Annotated in this window: 16 protein-coding genes; 10 read left to right on the plus strand and 6 right to left on the minus strand. The window is 64.3% G+C overall.

The annotated features are described in order from the left end of the window. The first annotated feature begins 27 nt into the window (after window positions 1-27). Window positions 28-1710, plus strand: coding sequence for a thiamine pyrophosphate-dependent enzyme (locus tag C1725_RS02410; protein ID WP_102410094.1), 1683 nt, complete (start codon window positions 28-30; stop codon window positions 1708-1710). Between the two features lie 15 nt (window positions 1711-1725). Continuing rightward, complete coding sequence (locus tag C1725_RS02415; RefSeq protein WP_102410095.1) at window positions 1726-2634, plus strand: TIM barrel protein; 909 nt, start codon at window positions 1726-1728, stop codon at window positions 2632-2634. Between the two features lie 76 nt (window positions 2635-2710). Here C1725_RS02415 and C1725_RS02420 read toward each other — a convergent pair whose 3' ends face one another. After that, complete coding sequence (locus C1725_RS02420) at window positions 2711-3484, minus strand: IclR family transcriptional regulator domain-containing protein (protein WP_102410096.1); 774 nt, start codon at window positions 3482-3484, stop codon at window positions 2711-2713. Between the two features lie 84 nt (window positions 3485-3568). On the opposite strand from C1725_RS02420, the gene C1725_RS02425 reads away from it, so the two are divergent. The 8 genes from C1725_RS02425 (at window position 3569) to C1725_RS18860 (ending at window position 13917) form a co-directional block, all read left to right on the plus strand. Beyond that, entirely contained in the window at window positions 3569-4510 is a 942-nt protein-coding gene (locus tag C1725_RS02425; RefSeq protein ID WP_102410097.1) for an NAD(P)-dependent oxidoreductase, read from the plus strand. A gap of 129 nt (window positions 4511-4639) precedes the next feature. After that, entirely contained in the window at window positions 4640-6370 is a 1731-nt protein-coding gene (locus C1725_RS02430) for a sensor histidine kinase (protein WP_346026263.1), read from the plus strand. Between the two features lie 42 nt (window positions 6371-6412). Continuing rightward, window positions 6413-7846 carry a response regulator gene (locus C1725_RS02435; RefSeq protein WP_102410099.1) on the plus strand — a complete coding sequence of 478 codons (1434 nt, stop codon included), beginning with the start codon at window positions 6413-6415 and terminating at the stop codon, window positions 7844-7846. Window positions 7847-7966: 120 nt separating this feature from the next. Beyond that, window positions 7967-9541, plus strand: a complete 1575-nt coding sequence (locus C1725_RS02440) for a type 2 periplasmic-binding domain-containing protein (protein WP_102410100.1) — start codon at window positions 7967-7969, stop codon at window positions 9539-9541. Window positions 9542-9684: 143 nt separating this feature from the next. Continuing rightward, window positions 9685-10635 carry an ABC transporter permease subunit gene (locus C1725_RS02445; RefSeq protein WP_102410101.1) on the plus strand — a complete coding sequence of 317 codons (951 nt, stop codon included), beginning with the start codon at window positions 9685-9687 and terminating at the stop codon, window positions 10633-10635. A gap of 12 nt (window positions 10636-10647) precedes the next feature. Beyond that, window positions 10648-11535: an ABC transporter permease family protein gene (locus tag C1725_RS02450; protein WP_102410102.1), complete on the plus strand. Its 888-nt coding sequence runs from the start codon at window positions 10648-10650 to the stop codon at window positions 11533-11535. Between the two features lie 13 nt (window positions 11536-11548). Then, window positions 11549-12811, plus strand: a complete 1263-nt coding sequence (locus C1725_RS02455) for an FAD-dependent oxidoreductase (protein ID WP_102410103.1) — start codon at window positions 11549-11551, stop codon at window positions 12809-12811. Further along, window positions 12808-13917 carry a mandelate racemase/muconate lactonizing enzyme family protein gene (locus C1725_RS18860; protein WP_346026264.1) on the plus strand — a complete coding sequence of 370 codons (1110 nt, stop codon included), beginning with the start codon at window positions 12808-12810 and terminating at the stop codon, window positions 13915-13917. The genes C1725_RS02455 and C1725_RS18860 overlap by 4 nt, the downstream gene beginning before the upstream one ends. 52 nt (window positions 13918-13969) lie before the next feature. Here the strand turns inward: C1725_RS18860 and C1725_RS02470 are convergent, their stop codons facing one another. From C1725_RS02470 to C1725_RS02490, 5 genes are all read right to left on the minus strand, one after another. Next, the gene (locus C1725_RS02470) at window positions 13970-14770 is read right to left on the minus strand and encodes a P-loop NTPase family protein (RefSeq protein WP_102410104.1); all 801 of its coding nucleotides are present in this window, start codon (window positions 14768-14770) and stop codon (window positions 13970-13972) included. A gap of 240 nt (window positions 14771-15010) precedes the next feature. Beyond that, on the minus strand, window positions 15011-15889 hold the full coding sequence (locus C1725_RS02475; RefSeq protein ID WP_102410105.1) for an RluA family pseudouridine synthase: 879 nt from the start codon (window positions 15887-15889) through the stop codon (window positions 15011-15013). Further along, window positions 15877-17046 carry an alanine--tRNA ligase-related protein gene (locus tag C1725_RS02480; protein WP_102410106.1) on the minus strand — a complete coding sequence of 390 codons (1170 nt, stop codon included), beginning with the start codon at window positions 17044-17046 and terminating at the stop codon, window positions 15877-15879. The genes C1725_RS02475 and C1725_RS02480 overlap by 13 nt, the downstream gene beginning before the upstream one ends. A gap of 108 nt (window positions 17047-17154) precedes the next feature. Continuing rightward, on the minus strand, window positions 17155-18024 hold the full coding sequence (locus tag C1725_RS02485) for a ComEC/Rec2 family competence protein (RefSeq protein ID WP_346026265.1): 870 nt from the start codon (window positions 18022-18024) through the stop codon (window positions 17155-17157). 61 nt (window positions 18025-18085) lie between these two features. Beyond that, entirely contained in the window at window positions 18086-19330 is a 1245-nt protein-coding gene (locus C1725_RS02490; RefSeq protein WP_146009111.1) for a response regulator, read from the minus strand. Window positions 19331-19342: the final 12 nt, after the last annotated feature.

Below are 19342 nucleotides of genomic sequence, written 5' to 3' on the forward strand. Positions count from 1 at the left end.
GTGAAATAATAAATGCGGGAGGATTTCATGAAAGCGGCAGAAGCGTTGGTTCAAATCATGGTAAAAGAGGGAATACAGGATGCATTCGGCATCCCCGGCGCGGGTATCAACGCGGTGTATCAGTACCTGAAGGATGCGCCCATCTCACACTATTGCATGCGCCATGAGGAGGCATGCACGCACGCGGCCGACGCTTATTACCGCGCGTCGCACCGCATTGCACTGGCGATCTGCACCTCCGGCCCCGGCGCGACGAATTTCGTGACGGGCATGTACACGGCCTATATCGATTCCATCCCGCTGCTGGCCATCACCGGACAGGCGAACTCGTGGCAGCTGGGGATGGATCCGTTCCAGTGCGTGGACATCGCGAAGATCTGCGCGCCGGTCGCGAAGAAGACGTACTGTGTGACCGACCCCAGGACGATTCCGCAGGTGCTGCGCGAGGCGTTTTACCTCATGCGGAGCGGCCGCCCCGGGCCGGTGCTCATCGACCTGCCGCTGGACGTGCAGCAGGCGCAGATTGAATTTGACATCGACGGCTACGAGCCGCTGCCGATAAAGAAGCAGGCGCCGGACATGCGGCGGATCGAGGAAGCGGCCGATCTGCTCTCGGCGGCGAAAGCGCCGGTCATCGTCATGGGCGGCGGCGTGACGCTGTCCGAGTCGGAGGAGGACGTCATCGAGCTGGCGGAGCTGTTGCAGATTCCGGTCATCACGACCTACATGGCCAAGGGCGGCATCCCGGTGGAGCATCCGCTGAACGCCGGGCACGCGGGCATTCAGGTGGGCCAGCCGGTGGGCAACAAGGTCTTCCTGGATTCAGACGTCGTGCTGGGCGTCGGCTGCCGCTTCAGCGACCGCCATACGGGCGACCTCAAGGTCTACCGCGGGGAAAGGAAGTTCATCCACGTCGACGTCTCCGAAGAGCAGATCGGCAAGGTGTTCCAGCCGGACCTGGCCATCGTCGCGGATGCGAAGCTGGCGGTGCGCGCGCTGATCGACACGGCCAAGGCCCGCGGCATGAAACCCGTAAACCCGGAGCGGGCGCGGTCGGTGGCCCCGCTGCGCGAGAAGCTCGCGCGCAAAACGCACTACGATACCTGCCCGATCATGCCGCACCGCGTGCTGGAAGAGGTGGACAGGGCGTTTGACGCGGATACGATGTTCACGACGGGCTGCGGCATCACGCAGATCTGGTCCGGCCAGCTGCAGAAGATCGACAAGCCGCGCCGTTACCTGCCCTCCGGCGGAGCCGGCACGCTGGGCTACGAGGTGCCCGCGGCCTTCGGGGCGAAGGTGGCGGACCCGGCGCACTACAGCGTCACGGTCGTGGGGGACTTCGGCTTTACGTTCATGGGCGAGGAGATCGCCGTCAGCGCGGCCTTTCAAAAGCCGATCATCGTGGTGATCCTCAACAACGCTTATCTGGGCCTGATCCGCCAGAACCAACGGGGCGCGTACGGCTATGAGTACGCGGTGGACATGCCCTATAACCAGGACGGCACCATCGATTACGTCAAGGTGGCGGAGGGCTACGGCTGCGTCGCGGAGCGCGTGTTCACCCCGGAGGACCTCGCCGCCGCGCTGCGCCGCGCGAAGGGAAGCGGGCGTACATACGTGATCGACGCGGTCTGCGTCAAGGAACAGCTCTGCGACATGGGCGGGAGCCTCGCAAACGTGAAGAGCTTCGCGCCGCAGGACGCATAAGGAAAGGGGTTTGGCATGCAGGAATCGATCAGGAAGTACATGAAGGTCGGGCTCGTCCACTTTATGGCCTATCCGTCCGCGATGACGGGCGAGGGGGAGATCACGCGAACCGTGCGCCGCGTGCTCGAAGACGACTACTTTGACGCGATCGAGCTGACGCGCATCAACGACCCGGCCGTGCGCGGCGAGGTGGCCTCGTTGGTGCGCCAGAGCGGCGTGGCGCTGGGTTACGGCGCGCAGCCGCAGCTCATGCGCAACGGGGAGAACGTCAACAGCCTCGACGAAACCCTGCGCCTGCGCGCGCTCGACCGCATGAAGGCTTGCGTGGACGAGGCCTGCGAGCTGGGCGCGCAGGGCATCGCGTTTCTCGCGGGCAAGTTCGAGGCGGCGCGCAGGGAGGAAGCCTATCAGGCGCTCGTCAAGAGCACTCGCGAAATCTGCGCGTACGCGCAGGAGAAGGGGAACCTGCAGGTAAATCTGGAGGTCTTCGACTACGACGTGGAAAAGTGCTCGCTGATCGGCCCCGCGACGCTGGCCGCGCGCTTTGCCAGGGAGATCGCGGCGGAGTTTCAAAACTTCGGCCTGATGGTCGACCTGAGCCACATGACGCAGCTGCACGAGACGATGGACGAAAGCATCGACCCGGTGGCGCGCTTCATACGCCATGTGCACATCGCGAACGCCGTGCTGGTGCCGGGCGCTCCCGCCTATGGCGACCAGCACCCGCGCTTCGGCTTTCCGAACAGCGAGGTGGACGTAAGGCTGCTCGTCCGCTTTCTGCGCAAGCTCTTCGAGGTGGGCTATCTGGGCGAAGGCAAACGGCCTGTGGTGGCCTTCGAGGTCAAGCCCTGGGAAGGGGAGGACAGCGAAATGGTGCTCGCCAACGCCAAGCGCTTCCTGAACGAGGCATGGGCGCTGATATAAAAAGAGGGCCGCTCCGCAAACGCGCCGGGGGTATTCCCGGCGCGAAGGGCGGCGGCCCCCGGCTGATTTTCCGGCATTATTCGGGGCAGGCCAGCGCCGTGCTGATCCTGCGCGCGGCATCGGTGACGAGCGGAACGAGCTCCAAAATACGCGCGCGCGTCATGCGCGAGACGGGCCCGGAGACGCTGATGGCGGCGGTGATCCGTCCTTCGTAATCGCGAATGGGGGCGGCGATGCAGCGCGCGCCGAGCTCGCATTCCTCGTCGTCGAGCGCGTAACCCTGCGCGCGCACGGCGTCCAGCTCCTTTGTGAGCTCCTCGAGGGTGGACTTGGTGTGCGGGGTCAGGCGAAGCAGCCCCTTTTTTTCCACGAGCGCCTGAAGGCGGGCAGGCGAATACTGGGTCAGCATCAGCTTGCCGACGCCCGTGGAGTGCATGGGCGCGCGCTTGCCGATGCGCTGCGTGATTTTGAGCATGCCGTCCGGCCCGTCCACGACGTCCAGATAGATGACCTCCATGTCCTCCTCGATGGCCAGGCAGCTGGACTCGTCGCAGCGGCGCGAAAGCTCGACCAGGGTGGGGCGGGCGATGTCGCGGATGCTGAAGCGCGCGCTCACCATCGCGCCGATTTGGGCAAACTTCATCGTCAGGGCATAGCGCAGCGTCACGGGATCCTGATAGGCATACCGATGCTCGACGAGCGTGCCCACCATGCGCAGCGTCGTGCTGGCGGGCATGTCCACCTCGCGCGCCAGATCTCCCAGGCGGACGGGCTCGCGCGCGTTTGCCATCGCCTCGATGATTTGCAGGGTCTTTTCAACCGACTGGTTCAAGCGGGTCTGCTTTTCCATGCGGGCCTCCTATGTTGTGCGAACTGCATTCATCGTACCATCTTCAAAACAAAAAGACAAGCCGAAACGAGGGGAGAGTGCAAAATGAAAATTGTCGTTCTGGACGGCTACACGGAAAACCCCGGCGACCTGAGCTGGGCGGGGCTGGAGGCATTGGGCGATCTCACGGTTTACGACTACACGGCCCCGGAACAGATCGCGGAGCGCGTGCGGGGCGCGCAGGCGGTGTACACGAACAAGACGCCGCTGACGCGCGAGACGATCGGGGACGCGAAGGAGCTGCGCTTCATCGGCGTTCTGGCGACGGGCTACAACGTCGTAGACGTAGAGGCCGCGCGGGAACGCGGCATCCCCGTCTGCAACGTTCCGACCTACGGCACCAGCGCGGTCGCCCAATACGTTTTCGCGCTGCTGCTGGAAATCTGCCACCACGTCGCCCACCACGCGCAGGCGGTGCAGGAGGGAAGGTGGACGGCCTGCCGCGACTTCTGCTTCTGGGATTACCCGATGATGGAGCTCGCGGGCAAGACGATCGGCATCATCGGCTTTGGGCGCATCGGACAGGCGACGGCGCAGGTCGCCCGCGGTTTCGGCATGCGCGTGCTGGCCTTTGACGCCCACGTCCAGGCGCCCGAGTGCGTGCCGCTGGACGAATTGCTCGCGCAAAGCGACGTCATCTCGCTGCACTGTCCGCTCTTCCCGCAGACGGAGGGCATGATCAACCGGGAGACGATCGCCAGGATGAAGGACGGGGTCATCCTGATCAACACGTCCCGCGGACCGCTGATCCGCGAGGCGGACCTGCGCGAGGCGCTGCTGTCGGGAAAGGTCTATGCCGCAGCGGTGGACGTGGTGTCGGCCGAGCCCGTACGTCCGGACAATCCGCTGCTGGGCCTTCCCAACTGCCTGATTACCCCCCACATCGCCTGGGCCCCGAAGGAGAGCCGCCAGCGGCTGATGGACATTGCGGTCGGAAACCTTCGCGCATTTGTCGAGGGAAAGCCGGAAAACGTCGTCAACAAATAAGCGGCGGCTGAAAAGCGCCCCATAGCATCCGCGAGCATGCGCAGGAAAAATGAGGTGAATTCCTCTTTTTCTTGTGCATTTTTCGTTTATAATGTACAATTTGAATGGGGTGGAAAGGGGGAGAAGTGCATGCAGCGCAGGGTGAAGCGCGGAGGCATTCAACGGCTGCTCCTGATCGTGATGCTGCTGGTTTTCATCTCGCTGCTAGCGGTGGAGCGGATTTTTCTTTTGTATTACCACGAATCGATCAAGGAGAGCGCGCGCACGCTGACCAATACCCGCGCGGACGAGCTGTTCGACGACATCAACGAAATGTGGTACCAGCTCAACCTGATCTCGGCCACGTTTTCCAGAAGCGACGCCATGCGCGCGTATGTGCGATCGACGAACGACGATACGCAGATGATGCAGGTGCTGCGCTCCGCGGTGTACATGACGCAGCTTGCCGCCAGCAATATCGACTCGATCATCGTGACCGATTTTGCGGACGTAGAGCTGTTCGCCTATGGGGAAATGGACCGGCAGGTGCTTAAGAGCGCGGAGCGCGCGATGCAAAACGGGCTGGTCGTCAAGAACCCCGTGCACATGCAGCTGGGGACGGGGAGCGCCGCGCGCATGTACTGTATCAACCGAACCGACGCGCGGACGGACGGGACGTTCCTGTACACGATCATCGTCTACAATATCGACAGCCTGCGCCAGAAGCTGGAGGCGGTGACGGGCGAGGATTACGGAACGAACCTGCTGCTGCTGGACGGAAACGGCATTCCCCTGATCGAAAGCGTGACGCTGGAAGGGCGGGAGCGGGCACAGGCCATGTCCGACCTTCGCGCGGGCGAGACGCCGGTGGATACCCTGTTTTTACAAAAGCGCGGTTTCTCCCTCATGCGCTGGCAGCTGATCGCGTTCGTGCAGGAGGAGGCCCTGCTCCGGCGCATGGCGATGGCCGTACGCTTTGCTTATGTCATGGGAATCAGCGTGTTTTTGCTGCTGAGCGTGTTCTTCTTCGTGCTGCGCAAGCAGGTCAACGAGCCGATCGGTCAGATTCTGGACTTTATGCGCAGCCAGACGCGGGATTTTCCGCAGGCCACGCTTGAATTGAAGACCAAGAACGAATTGGACCAGATCGCCCAGGGCCTGAACGCGATGCTCAAGCGGCAGCGGGAGATGGTGAGGGAAAACCTTGAGAGCAAGGAACGCCTGTACGAGACGGAGCTTTCGCAGAAGCAATCGGAGATTGCCGCGCTGACGAACCAGATCAACCCCCATTTTCTGTACAATACGCTGGACTGCATGCACGGCATGGCGCTCGCCGGCGGCATGAGCGACCTGGAGGAGATCATCTCCTCCATGGCCTATATCTTTCGCTACGCCACGCGATCGAGCGCCTACGTTCGCGTGGAGGAGGAGATTGAGAGCATCGTCCGCTACATGAACATCGTGCGCATCCGCCATGGCGGGCGCATTGGCGCCTGCTACGAAATAGACCGCGAGACGCTGGGTTTGCTGATTCCGAAGATGATCTTGCAGCCCATCGTCGAAAACGCCGTGTCGCACGGCCTGGAGACCGTCAACCGTCCGGGGGCGCTGTGCATCCACGTGTGGCGGGAAGCGGACGGGCTATACCTGACCGTACGCGACGACGGCAAAGGGATGGACAAGGAGACGCTGGACTGCCTGCGCGCGGGGCTGATCCTGGACCGGGCGGATACGGCGGACCGTTCAACCCACATCGGACTGACGAACATCCACCGCAGGATACGGCTGCTGCACGGGCCCTCCTGTGGCGTGACGGTCGAATCGGAGTTGGGACAGGGCACGACCGTGACGCTCCGGTTGCAGGCGAGGCGACAGGCGTGAGGATGCCCCCCTGCGGGCGGCGCGCCGGAATAGGAGGAAGCGATGTATACTGTCATGCTGCTGGACGACGAGCCGTGGGCGCTGGAAAGCCTGTCTCGCGTCTTTCCATGGGAACAGAACGGGTTCGCGGTAACCGGCCGGTTCACCGACCCCGTCGCAGGCTGGGATGCCGTTTCGGCGGAGCAGCCGGACGTCGTCTTTATCGACATCCGCATGCCGGTGATGAGCGGCCTGGAGATGGCCGCCCGCGCGCAGGAGCTGCCCCAGCCGCCGCTCTTCGTCGTGGTCAGCGGGTATGGAAGCTTTGAATACGCGCAGCGGGCGCTGCGCCTGGGCGTGTTCGATTATTGCCTCAAGCCGGTGGAACGGGGCGACGCGCAGGCGCTGCTCGTCAAGATCCGGGCGGAGCTGGAGCGACGGGATACGCGCAAGAGCGCCGCGCTGCTGGAGGCGATTCAAAGCGGGATGAGCGCGGAGGAGCTCTTTTTACAGGCGGGCCGAAGCATGGAGGGGGAATGGTGGCGGGTCGCGGTGCTTCGCTTCGTGGACGGTGCGGCGGCCGAGGAGCTGGCCCCCACGCTTCGGGGGCTCAACGCGCGGCTCGTCTGGCTGGGCGCGACCAAGGCGATGGTCGTCGCCAACGGGGATGAGCGCGTGGGCGAGGCGCTGGAGCGGGCGATGGACAGCCTGAGCGGGCACGAGCGCCTCTTCATCGGGCTGAGCCGCGTCAGCCGCCATGCGCATCACCTTGCCCGCCGCGTGTCCGAGGCGCTGAGCTGCGCCTACACGGATTTTGTGAACCCGCACGTGCGCAAGGTCGTCTACCACGCCGGGGAAAGCCCGGCCGTGGAGGCGCGCGTAAGCGCGCTGATCGACGCGGTCAGACACAAGGACCTCACGCTGTGGGACGCGCAGATCGGGGATTATGCCGGGATGATGGCGCGCGAGGGCGTGCAGATGCACAGTATCTGCCGCTACTGGAACCGGCTGATGGATGCGTTTAACGAAGAAGGCGGCGAGCGGCTGCGGGGCGAGCTGGAATGGGTGATGGATCCGGAAGGAATGCGCGCTTTTCTGGGCGGGCCGGAGGAGATGGCGTCCTATCTCGATACGCTCATGCGGGACATCGTCGAACGAAATGGGAGCCAGGGGGCAAACCGCAGCTTTTCCGAGATGATGGAATACGTCCGGGCGCACTACACGGAACGGATGCGCCTCAGCGATTTGGCGGCGCGCTTTCACCTGAATACGGCCTACTGCAGCGAGGTGTTTCGCAAGAGCGCGGGCGAGACGTTCACCGATTTTGTGACGCGGCTGCGCATGGAGCATGCGCAGCGCGCGATCCTCGCCGGAGAATGCAACCTTCAGGCGCTCGCGCTGGAGCTGGGCTACGGCGATTACTTTACGTTCAGCAAGCGCTTTAAGCAATACTTCGGGCAATCGCCCTCGCACATGACCGGCACAAAAAAATCGTAAAATATTCTGATGATTTGACAAGAAGAACTGAAAGCGCGACATGGATTCATACAATTCGCTCTGTTAAAATGAGGACAACAAAATTCTTACGGGCGAAACCCGAAAAAAGGAGGAAGAAACATGAACCACCAGCACAAGCTGGTCGCCGCGCTTCTCGCGATCCTGATGGCGGTCGGCGCCGTGGCCGCGTCGGCCGAGGGACCGGTCAAGTACGACACGCAACAGACCTTCACGCTGTGGACTCCGATGGACAAGGCTGCCGGAGCGGTAGCGGATTGGTCCGAAAACCTCGTCTATCAGACGATGGCCGAGCTGACGAACGTTTCCGTCGAATTCCTGCATCCGCCGGTCGGCGGGGAGAAGGACGCCTTCAACCTGATGTGTGCGTCCGGAGACCTGCCGGATGCCATTCAGTACGGATGGCTTACCGTTCCCGGCGGCCCGGCGAACTACATCAACGACGGCATCATCATCCCACTGAACGACCTGATCGACGAGTACGCGCCGAATCTGAAGGCGTACCTCGAATCGCGCCCCGACCTCAAGCGCCAGTGCATCCTGGACGACGGCACGTTCTACACGCTGCCCGCCTTCTACGCGGATCGCGAGCTGGCGGTCAGCCAGGGCCCGGTCGTGCGCGCGGACTTCCTGGACGACATCGGCATGACGCCGGAGGAGTTCCCCACCACCGTCGCGGGCTGGGAAGAAATGCTCATCAAGGTGACGGAGAGCGAATCGCTGACGGGCGTGATCCCCTTCCTGTTTGCGAAGATGGAGGAAATCACCGCCTGCCCCGTGGTGCTGGGCGCCTACGGCATCAGCCAGGAATTTTACAACGACAACGGCACCGTGAAGTTCGGCGTCTTGCAGCCGGAGTACAAGGAATACCTCAAGACCATGCGCCGCTGGTTTGAGCTCGGCCTGCTGGACGTGGAGTTTGCGGCGAACACCGCCAAGCTGCGCGACGAGAAGGTCACCAGCGACCGCGTGTTCTGCTTCATCGGCTCCATGGGCAACAGCATCACCCGTTACACGGCCATGTGCCGCGACGCAAACCCCGAATTCCAGCTCCTGCCCGAGCCGTTCCCCACGCTGAACGAGGGCGAGACCCCGATCGTCGGCCAGGAGGGCCCGGCGTACAGCGGCGGCCTGGCGATCACCAGCACCTGCAAGAACCCGGAGCTGATCGTGAAGTTCTACGATTACTTCTACAGCGAAGAGGGCCACATGCTCTCCAACTGGGGCGTACAGGGCCTGACCTACGACTACGACGAGAACGGCAAGCCCTACTTCCTGCCGCTGGTCGCGGAGAACCCGGACGGTCTGAGCCGCGAGCAGGCGATGGCCAAGTACACCATCTGGCAGTCCACCTCTCCTGTCTACAAGCAGAAGGACGTGCTGGAGCAGCGCGACCGTCTGCCCGAGCAGATCGAGGGCCGCAAGAACTGGCTGGCCTGTAAGAACGAGATCATCATCCCCGCCGTCACGCCGACCATGGAGGAATCCAGCGAATTTGCCACCATCATGAACGACGTGCAGACGTACTACTGGGAGCAGGCGACGAAGATCATCATGGGCGAGGTAGACCTCGACGAGGGCTACGACGCGATGGTCGCCACGCTCAAGGGCATGGGAATCGACCGCGCGACCGAGCTGCGCCAGGCCGCCCTGGACCGCTTCCTGGCCCGTCCGTAAAAATGACGCTGTCATAGCCGCGAATCCGGGACGTCACGTCCGGCGTCCCGGATTTTTGCACCCGAAAACGCCGAAACGGGCACGCCGTGCCGAACGCCAGCTTGGCCGCCGGAGCCGTCAAAGCTGCAAAAGGGGGAAAAAAGATGGTATCCGCATCCAATCAGCGCGTGGAATTGGGCAAAAAAAGCCTGGGACAGCGCATCGTCAAAGACTTTAAGCGGTATAAGTACGTATACTTCATGCTGGTTCCGGTCGTCGTCTGGTATCTGCTGTTCTGCTACTGGCCGCTGCTGGGAAACGTCATCGCCTTTAAGGACTTTAAGCCCATGAAGGGCATCTGGGGCAGTCCCTGGGTCGGATTGAAGCATTTTCAGGCGTTCTTTTCTAGCTATTATTTTGGCAAGCTCCTGCGCAACACGCTGCTCATCAGCCTGTACGGCATCCTCTTCTCGTTCCCGGCGCCCATTCTGCTGGCGCTGCTCATCAACGAGCTGCGACAGCCGCGCTACAAGCGGGTGATACAGACGGTCACCTACATGCCCTATTTCATCTCGATGATCGTCATCTGCGGCATGCTGCTGGACTTCCTCAAAAAGGACGGCGTCATCACCTCGCTGTTGGCGGCCGTGGGCCTGCCAAACGAGAACTACCTGATGAAGCCGGACGCGTTCCGAACGATCTACGTCGCTTCGGACATCTGGCAGAACTGCGGGTGGAACTCGATCATCTACCTGGCGGCGCTCAGCTCCATCGACCAGGAGCTCTACGAGGCGGCGCGCATCGACGGCGCGGGCCGCCTGCGCCAGACCTGGCACGTGACGCTGCCGGGCCTGCTGCCGACGATCATGATCCTGCTCATCATGCGCGTGGGCGCGGTGCTCAACGTCGGGTATGAAAAGATCATCCTGCTGTACAACGCGGCCAACGCGGAGACGTCGGATGTCATTTCGTCCTTCGTGTACAGGCGCGGCATTCTGGAGGCGAACTTCAGCTACACCACGGCGGTGGACTTCTTCAACGCCTTCATCTCCTTCGGGCTGGTGATGGGCACCAACTATCTGAGCAAGCGCAAGACCGAATACGGACTGTGGTAAGGAGGAGAGGGCATGATTCGCGAATCCAGGGCGGAAAGAAGTTTTCAGGTTGCCAACGTAGTGCTGCTCGGCCTCATTGCGGTCGTCACGCTGTACCCGATCCTCTACGTGCTCTTCGCCTCCGTTTCGGACCCAAACCAGCTGATCCGTCACAGCGGCGCGCTGTTCAAGCCCCTGGGCTTTGAGCTGGAGGCGTACAAGATCGTCTTTAAAAACCCGGATATCGGCAGCGGCTACGTCAACACGCTCCTCTACATGGGCGTGGGAACGGCGATCAGCATGGTGCTGACGATCATGGGCGCGTACGCCCTTTCCAGGACGCACGCGATGTTCGTCAAATACGTCATGTTCTTCGCGGCTTTCACCATGTGGTTCAAGCCGAGCATGATTCCGTTTTTTCTGACGGTCGGCACCGACATGCACATGAAGAACACGTTCTGGGCGATGGTGCTCCCCCGCGCGATCGTGACCTATAACCTGATCGTGCTGCGCACGGGCTTCGCCGCCGTGCCCGAGAGCCTGGAGGAGTCGGCGCGCATCGACGGCGCGAAGGATTTCACGATCCTCTTCCGCGTCTTCGTGCCGCTGTGCATGGCCAATATCGCCGTCGTGACGCTGTTTTACATGGTTTCCAAGTGGAACTCGTGGTTCGACGCGATGCTTTTCATCAACAAGCGGAACATGTTCCCGCTGCAGCTTCTGCTGCGCGAGATCCTGATCCTCAACAGCACGGACAGCATGCTCGCGGCGTCCGCCGTGAGCCAGGGCGACCAGATTTCCGTGGGCGAGACGATCAAGTACGCGACCATCGTCGTCGCGACGCTGCCGATCCTGTGCGTGTATCCGTTCGTTCAGAAGTACTTCGTCAAGGGCGTCATGATCGGCGCCATCAAAGGATAATGGAGGGTTGCACATGCGAACCATTTACGAAAAAGCGCGGGAGCTTCCCGTGTACGGCGAATACGACGTCGTCGTCGTGGGCGGAGGCTGCGCGGGCTTCCCGGCGGCGATCGCGGCGGCGCGAAACGGCGCGCGCACGCTGATCGTCGAACAGTTTCCCTTCTTCGGCGGCACGGCCACGGCGTCGCTGATGGCCAACATCGTGGGCTTCCGCAACCAGGTGGAGCCGGATGCCCTGCAGACGACCAAGGGCATCGGGGAAGAGCTGATGCTGCGCCTGATCGCGGAGGGCGGCGCGGTGCACTCGCGCAACGCCTACCCCTCCGCCATCCGCTCGGACAGGAAGGGCGACCTTTCGTACAACTACGCCTTCGACACGGAGAAGTTCAAGTACGTCGCCCTGAAGATGGTGAAGGAAGCGGGCGTGGACATCCTGTTCCATACCTACTTTTGCGACGCGGTCATGGACGGCGACGCGGTGGTCGGCATCATCGTCGAGAACAAGTCGGGCCGCCAGGCGATTCTGGCCGGAACCGTCATCGACGCCTCCGGAGACGGCGACGTGGCGCTGCGCGCGGGCGTTCCCTACTGGCAGACGAAGAAGGACGAGGCCAAGCGCCTGAACGACTGCCTGATGTACAAGATCAAGGGCTTTCCGGCGGATACGAAGGCACCCGGCTGCCTGTTTGAGGACACGATGGTCGTATGGGGCCCGTCGCCCGGGCCGATGAACTGCGCGGACGGCAAGGAGCTCACGGACAGCGAGATCGACGTGCGCCTGCGCGTTTACGACGACCTGGAAAAGAAGAAGGCGGAGCACGCGGACCTCGCGGGCGCGGAAATCGTCGATACGGGCACGCTCATCGGCGTCAGGCAGACGCGCTTCTTCGAGGGCGAATACAAGCTGACCGGAGACGACGTGCTGGAGGGACGGCGCTTCGACGATTCTATCGCCATGGCCGCCAACCCCGTCATCAACTACTACGGCTACCGCCGCTTCCTCGAGCACGAGGGCTACCAGATTCCCTATCGCTGCATGGTGCCGCTGCGGGCGGAAAATCTGCTCGTCGTGGGACGGTGCATGTCCAGCGACCAGATCGCCTTTGAATCCTGGCGCGCGATGGCGCACGTGCTGGCGCTGGGCGAGGCGGCGGGCGTCGCGGCGGCCGTATGCGCAAAGGACGGCACGAACGCGCGCAATGTAGACGTGAAGACGGTGCAGCGCCTGCTGGTGGAGCAGGGCGCGGAGATCGGACAGGGGCTGAGGAACGAGTGAAAATCACGCATGTGACCACGACGCCGGTCGTACGGGAAGTCAAAAACCCCGCGATGGACGGCATGTGGACCTACGACGCGGGCGGGCTGCTCGTCGTGCGCGTGCACACGGACGAAGGGATCACCGGATACGCGACGTCGAACTTCGGGCGCATCAAGCGGGGCGTATATACCCTGCAGGCGCTGATCGAGGGCGAGCTCGCGCCGGCGGTCGCCGGTCAGGACCCGTTCTTCTGCCGTCAGGCGCGCAAAAAGCTATGGGACGCGGCGCATTACCACGACGTCACGGGCCTGTCGCAGTTCGGCATCGCCGCGCTGGACATCGCCATATGGGATATCGTCGGCAAGAAGCTGGGGCTTCCCTGCGCGAAGGTCGCGGGCGCGTGCCGGGACCGCATCCCGGCCTACGCGATGGTGGGCTGGTATTACGACGACGACACCACGTTCATCAAAAACTGCGAGGACGCCGTGGCGGAGGGCTTTAAAGCGCTCAAGATCAAGGTAGGCCGCTACAGCCTGAAGGACGACCTGGAGCGCATCCGCCTCGTGCGCCGCGCGGTGGGGGAAGACGTCTGCCTGATGGTGGATGCCAACCAGGCGCTGGACTTTCCGGAGGCGGTGCGCCGGGGCCGCGCCTATGAAGAGGCGGGCATGTTCTGGTTCGAGGAACCTATGCCCCCCTATATGGTGGAAAACCACGCGCGCCTGTGCCAGACGCTGGATATTCCGGTCGCCATCGGCGAGAACCACTATACCAGCCGTCAGTTTTACGAGGCGATCCGCCAGGGGATGATGGACATCGTGCAGCCGGACAACCGCCGCTCCGGCGGGTTTACGGAGTGGCTGGAAATCGGCGCAATTTCCGACGCGGCGGGCCTGAAGCTCGCCAGCCACGGCGGCGGCCCGGCGAACGTCAACATGCTCTGCACGCTGCCCAACGCGATCTTTTTGGAATCGGGCAGCCTCAAGGGCGAGAACCACTTCCTGCGCCATCAGATGCGCATGGAGGACGGCGACCTGCTTTTGCCGGACGCGCCCGGCATGGGCACGGAGGTGGACGAGGAATACGTAGACTTCTGCGTGCGGCAGATGCAGGGGACAATATAAAAGCGGGGGCGGCGGCACTTATCGTGCCGCCGCCCCCGTCTAGAAAAGAGGCCTATTGCAGAAGGCCGAGCAGCGCCTGCGGGTCATATTCCCTGCTGGGCAGCTCGATACAGCGCCCGGCGGGCAGCAGCGAGGCGACGCGGTCCTCCAGGGCGATGCGCCGCTCGAAGTGGGCGACGACGTCCTCAAAGCCCTTATAGCCGTGCGCGCGGCCATAGGGAGATCGCGCGAGATAGCTCAGCATCAGGGCATACCAGACCTCTTCGCCCTGCGCGTTTACGCGCTCGCGCCGGATGGATTGGATGCTGCCGGCGACGTCCGGCGTGCGCAGGCGCAGCAGGCGAAACGCGGACAGGTCGAGCGAGGCGAGGAGCTCCCCGTAAAAGCGCAGGATTTCGCCGTCGTCGTACTGCCCGAAGAGCATCAGCTCTTCGAGGATGTTTTGAAAAAAGGCGCATTCAAAGAGATTGCCCGCGCCCTGAAACGCGCGGAACCGGCGGAGCGCGATTTCCGTAAACGCGCGAATGCCCTTGCGTCCGCCGTAGATTTCCCAGCGCTCCATGCTTTCGTAAAACCGGGGGTCCTCAGAGCGAACCTTCGTGTAGGCGACGACGCGCAGGCCGTCCTCCTGCATCGTCTTCTCCGCAAGGGCGCAGGCGAGGTCCGGCCAGTCGAGAAGCGCTTTTTGGTAGGCTTCCTCCGGCATGCAGGCGCACCACGCGAGATCGACCGGCGAGAGGTCGCCCTCCGCGTAGGCAGCGTAATCGGGCAGGCGTTCATGCAGCAAGGAGAGCAGGGTGCTCTTTCCGCTGCCGGGTATACCCTCGATGAAGAGGTTGAGGCGTCGCGTCATGTGTCCCTCCCAATATCGTTTTGACGTACGGCGCGCGCTTTCAGCGCTTTTGCCACAGCGTCGCGGTCGCGCGGGGGCGAGAGTGTAATAGAACTGCCGGGACGATCCCGCGAAAACCCGCGCGCAGGCCTTCTGAATAGCCGCGCCCGACGAAGAAGCGGCGCACGCGAAAGGAATCCGGCGTTTGACCAGCCTTAGCGGTGCAATGCCTGAATGAAGCGGCCATAAAGGGCTCTTTTTTTATCGCATCAGCGCCGCGAGCGCTTCCGGCAGCGGGGAGCTGATGTCGAGGCGCGCGCCCGTCAGGGGATGCAGGAGAGAGACGCGCGCGCTGTGCAGCGCAAACCTGCCGGGAAGGCGCGCGTCCTCGCGGCCGTAGAGAAAGTCACCCGCCACCGGGCAGCCGAGGGACGCCATGTGCACGCGGATCTGGTGCGTGCGGCCCGTCTGAAGCCGCAGGCGCAAAAGCGAGAAGTCCCCGTGCGCGTGAAGGAGCGCGTAGTGCGTCCGCGCGGGCTTTCCCTCCGCCGCGACGCAGCGGCGCACGGTCTCACCCGGCGCGCGCGCGATGGGCGCGTCCACCACGCCGCGCTCATGCGGGGGCCTGCCCACGACCACGGCGAGGTATTCGCGCACGAACGCGTCCGTATGCAGCCGTTCTGAAAGCAGCTTCTGCTCGTGCGCGCCGCGCGCACAGACGAGCAGGCCACTGGTGCCCTTGTCCAGACGGCTCACGGGCCGAAAGAGGAAGCCCGGCGGATCGCCGTAATAGGCGCGCACGCGGCTTTCTAGCGTCTCGCCGGACTGATGGACAGAGGGCAGCGTGGGCAGGGGCGCGGGCTTGTCCACGACGAGCAGGTGCGCGTCCTCGTAGCGCACGCAGAGGGCCTCCGGCAGGCGAACGGTCATGCCGGGGTCGTCCCCGGGCAGCAGCAGCGTCACGGTCTGCCCCGCGCGCACGCACCGCGCGACGTGCGCGGGCACGCCGTCGAGCAGGATGCCGTCCTGAAATTTCAGGCGGCGCATCGCTCCCTCCGACAGGCGGACGCGCGAGAGCAGCAGCCGCTTGAGCGTGCGCCCGTCGTCCGCCGCCTCCACGATGAACGTCAGCGGGCGCATGCGTCCATCGCCGCCTCGAGCGCCGCGCGGATGGCGGCCTCGTCCGCGCTTTGAAGCGAGCCCTGTACCAGGTCTCTGGGCCCGCCGCCGCGCCCGCCGAGCGCCGAGAGCAGCGCCTTGCCGATGGGACGAACGTCCGCCTCCGCCGCGCACAGCGCGAAGCGGCAGCCCTCGCCCTCCGGGGAGAAGGCGGCGGCGACGCGGGCGCGCCCGGCGAGCGCCGCCGCGCATCTGCGCACCTGCGCGGGGGCGAGTCCCTCCACAAACGCGGCGTGCAGGGGCGCGCCCGCAGGGACGTCCGCGGCCAAGCGCTCAAAGAGGCGGTCATAGACGCCGTTTAACTGCTCGCGCAGAGCGTCGCGCTCCGAAAGAAGGCGCCGGACGCCCTGCGCCGCCTCCTCGCTCTTCGTGCACAGCAGCGCGCCGATTTCGCGCACGCTCTCCTGTTTCTGGCAGGCATCCTGAAGCGCGCGGGCGCCGCAGAGGATGCTCACGCGCACGCCGCCCTTGTAGCGGATGCAGTCGATGACCTTGATGAGGCCGATTTCCCCCGTGCGGCGCACGTGCGTGCCGCAGCACGCGCAGATGTCGTAGCCCGGCACCTCCACGATGCGGACGGGCCCGTCGATCGGCTTCTTGCTGCGATAGGGCAGCTCTTGCAGCTTTTCTGCGGGCGGGTAGGTCGCGTGAACCGGGAGGTCCTTCCACACCGCCTCGTTTGCCTGCCGCTCGACGCTTCGCAGCTGCTCCGGTGTGAGCTCGCCGTTGAAGTCCAGCGTGACGGCGGCGGAGCCGATGTGAAAGCCTACGTTGTCGTACCCAAACATCCGGTGTACGATGCCCGAGACGATGTGCTCGCCGCTGTGCTGCTGCGTCAGGTCCATGCGGCGCACGCCGTCCACCTCGCCCGCGGCGCGGCTGCCCGGCGCAAGGGGCCTGTCCGTCTCGTGGAGGATGACGCCATCCTGCACGTGAACGTCCAAAACGGCCGCGTCGCCGAGCCTGCCGCGGTCGGCGGCCTGCCCGCCGCCCTCTGGGAAGAAGGAGGTGCGGTCGAGCACGACGCGATAGCGCTCACCGTGGGGGATGCAGGAGAGGACGGTAGCCTCGAACGCGAGCATCGTCACGTCCTGTTCGTACAGCTTTTCCGTCTGCATGGAAAATCGCCTCTTTCTGAACGTTATAGAAAAAGAAAAGCGCGCGGCGCAAACGCCCGTCGGGATATAGCTCCGGCGGGAGATCGCGCCGCGGCGCGCTTGGCTGCTTCAGGGCGCCGTTCCCTGGCTTGCGGTGACCTTCTTTCCGTCGGAAAGCACGGTCACGTCGCCGTCGTCCGTGACGTACACCCCGGCGCCGGCGGCCTTCAGGGCGCTTACGACCGGCGCCTCGGGCAGGCCGTCCTCCGTGCCCCGCTCGCAGGGGATGACGGCGATCTGCGGTGAAACCGCCTGAAAGAAGAGCGGGGAATTGTCCTCCGCGCGGCCGTGATGGGGTACCTTGAGCACGTCGGCCTGGAGCGCGGAGCCGGAGGCGAGCAGCTCGTTTAAAAGCGGCTTTTCCGCGTCCCCGGCGAACAGAAACTTCGTATCGCCGTAGGCGACCTGAAGAACCAGCGAACGGTCGTTTTCGTCCTCATAATCGGTGTAGCGCGGGCCCAGCACGCGCAGCGTCATGCCGCCGAGGGTGAACGCGTCGCCCGCCTTGAGCAGCACGGGGGTGAGGCCCAGCGCCTCAAGCGCTTCGTCGAACTGGTCGACCTGCTTGCTTTCGACCTTAAGGGGGCCTATGTAGACCTGTGAGGCGGGGATCTCCTCCAAAATGACGTCCGCGCCGCCCACGTGATCCTTGTGAGGGTGCGAGATGATCATCGCGTCAAGGCGCGTCACGCCCATCTCCCGCAGGCGCGAAAGCACGTACTTGCCCGCCTTCTGCGTGCCCGTGTCGATCAGGATGGTCTCGTCCCCCGCGCGAAGCAGCGCGCTGTCCGCCTTGCCGCAGTTAAAAAACGTCACCTCGAGCCGGGACGCTTCCTCGACCGGCGCGGGCATGGACGGCAGAACCTGCGCCTGCGCGCAGCCGCACAGCGGCAGCAGGCAGCACAGCGCGGCGAGGAGCAGATGCAAAGCCCTGTTCATGCGCATTCCTCCTTACCTGTCTTTACCTTATAACGATCGGGGAGGGGAAATGCCTGCAAGGTCAATACTTGAGCGCGCTGCGCAGCACCGTGAGCACGCAGCCCTTGAGCGCGCAAAGCCGCTCGCACGCGCCGAAGAGCGCCGGGGCCTGCGCCGTGCCGCGCCGCACCGCGCCCGGGGAGAGCACGCCGTCGTCGCCCGCGCGGAAAAGCAGCTGCTGCACCAGGCGGTTGACGTAGCGCATTACGCGCGCGGGACGCGGCCGGGGCCAGGCCCCGAGCTGGCTGAACAGCCGTTCCGCCTCCTCCTCGATGCGCCCCATGGAGCGCGAGCAGAGGGCGGCGTAGAGCGCTTCCTCGGCCGTGTGCAGGTAGGGGATGTCGGCGGAGGCCGAGGGCAGCAGGTCCTCGAAGAGCGTGATGGAGGTCTGATCCGGCGGCGTAAAGAAGCGGTACGTGAGCGCGCCGTGCGCCTGCTCGGCGGCGGGCGAGAGCTCCCTGGCGATGTCCTCCATCGCCCCGGAGACGCCGACGCTCATCGAGAGCCCCTCGCTGTAGCGCATGTGGGCGGCGGCGGCGTCCAGGCGGTCTCGCACCCATTCCGCCCCCCGCTCGCCCGCGGGGAACAGCAGCGCCCACAGGAGGCCGTGTGCTTCGTCCCTGGCGAGCAGCAGGCAATCGGCCGCTCCCAGATAGGAGGAGAACCACTCGCCCAGGTGTTCGGTATGCTGGGCGCGCTCGCCCGGCAGGCCCTCGCCCTGCGCGCAGAGCAGGAAGGACGGGCCCTGCGGCACGCCGCAGCACAGCTCCTCCAGCGCGGCCTCGGACTGACCGCCCGTGATCCACTCGGCAAAGGAGCGCTCCGCCTCCCGCTGCTCGGGCGAGGGCTCGGGGCGGGCGATCAGCGGCATGGCCGCGCCCGCCTCGCGCAGGGCGTGAATGCGCACGTCGATGTTTTGCAGCACGCGCGAAAGATCGGAAAGCTGCAGGGGCGCGAGGATGAAGTCCACCGCGCCCGCGCGCGTCGCCGCGCTGCGGACGATCTCGAAGTCGTCCACGCCGCAGATGACGACGGAGTTCACCTGCGGACATTGCAGGTGCAGGTCGTCCAGCAGGCGCAGGGTGCTGTGGCGCTGGGTGTCCAGCGTCGTGATGAGCACCTCGGGCCGCACGACGCGCACGAGCTGGGGGATGTCCTCCAGCGTGGCGACCTCGCGGATGTTCGCGTCCGGGCGGACTTCGCGCACCGACTGCACGACAATGCGGCGCTTATGCGGGTCCTTGATGGCAACAAGTATGGTCTGCATGCGCATCCTCGC

The sequence above is a fragment of the Beduinella massiliensis genome (assembly GCF_900199405.1).
In the GTDB taxonomy this organism is placed as follows: Bacteria; Bacillota; Clostridia; order Christensenellales; family Aristaeellaceae; genus Beduinella; species Beduinella massiliensis.

Coding starts and splice junctions, on each gene's coding strand:
- C1725_RS02410 (WP_102410094.1), top strand. CDS start 28: ATGAAAGCGGCAGAAGCGTTGGTTCAAATCATGGTAAAAGAGGGAATA.
- C1725_RS02415 (WP_102410095.1), top strand. CDS start 1,726: ATGCAGGAATCGATCAGGAAGTACATGAAGGTCGGGCTCGTCCACTTT.
- C1725_RS02420 (WP_102410096.1), bottom strand. CDS start 3,484: ATGGAAAAGCAGACCCGCTTGAACCAGTCGGTTGAAAAGACCCTGCAA.
- C1725_RS02425 (WP_102410097.1), top strand. CDS start 3,569: ATGAAAATTGTCGTTCTGGACGGCTACACGGAAAACCCCGGCGACCTG.
- C1725_RS02430 (WP_346026263.1), top strand. CDS start 4,640: ATGCAGCGCAGGGTGAAGCGCGGAGGCATTCAACGGCTGCTCCTGATC.
- C1725_RS02435 (WP_102410099.1), top strand. CDS start 6,413: ATGTATACTGTCATGCTGCTGGACGACGAGCCGTGGGCGCTGGAAAGC.
- C1725_RS02440 (WP_102410100.1), top strand. CDS start 7,967: ATGAACCACCAGCACAAGCTGGTCGCCGCGCTTCTCGCGATCCTGATG.
- C1725_RS02445 (WP_102410101.1), top strand. CDS start 9,685: ATGGTATCCGCATCCAATCAGCGCGTGGAATTGGGCAAAAAAAGCCTG.
- C1725_RS02450 (WP_102410102.1), top strand. CDS start 10,648: ATGATTCGCGAATCCAGGGCGGAAAGAAGTTTTCAGGTTGCCAACGTA.
- C1725_RS02455 (WP_102410103.1), top strand. CDS start 11,549: ATGCGAACCATTTACGAAAAAGCGCGGGAGCTTCCCGTGTACGGCGAA.
- C1725_RS02470 (WP_102410104.1), bottom strand. CDS start 14,770: ATGACGCGACGCCTCAACCTCTTCATCGAGGGTATACCCGGCAGCGGA.
- C1725_RS02475 (WP_102410105.1), bottom strand. CDS start 15,889: ATGCGCCCGCTGACGTTCATCGTGGAGGCGGCGGACGACGGGCGCACG.
- C1725_RS02480 (WP_102410106.1), bottom strand. CDS start 17,046: ATGCAGACGGAAAAGCTGTACGAACAGGACGTGACGATGCTCGCGTTC.
- C1725_RS02485 (WP_346026265.1), bottom strand. CDS start 18,024: ATGAACAGGGCTTTGCATCTGCTCCTCGCCGCGCTGTGCTGCCTGCTG.
- C1725_RS02490 (WP_146009111.1), bottom strand. CDS start 19,330: ATGCAGACCATACTTGTTGCCATCAAGGACCCGCATAAGCGCCGCATT.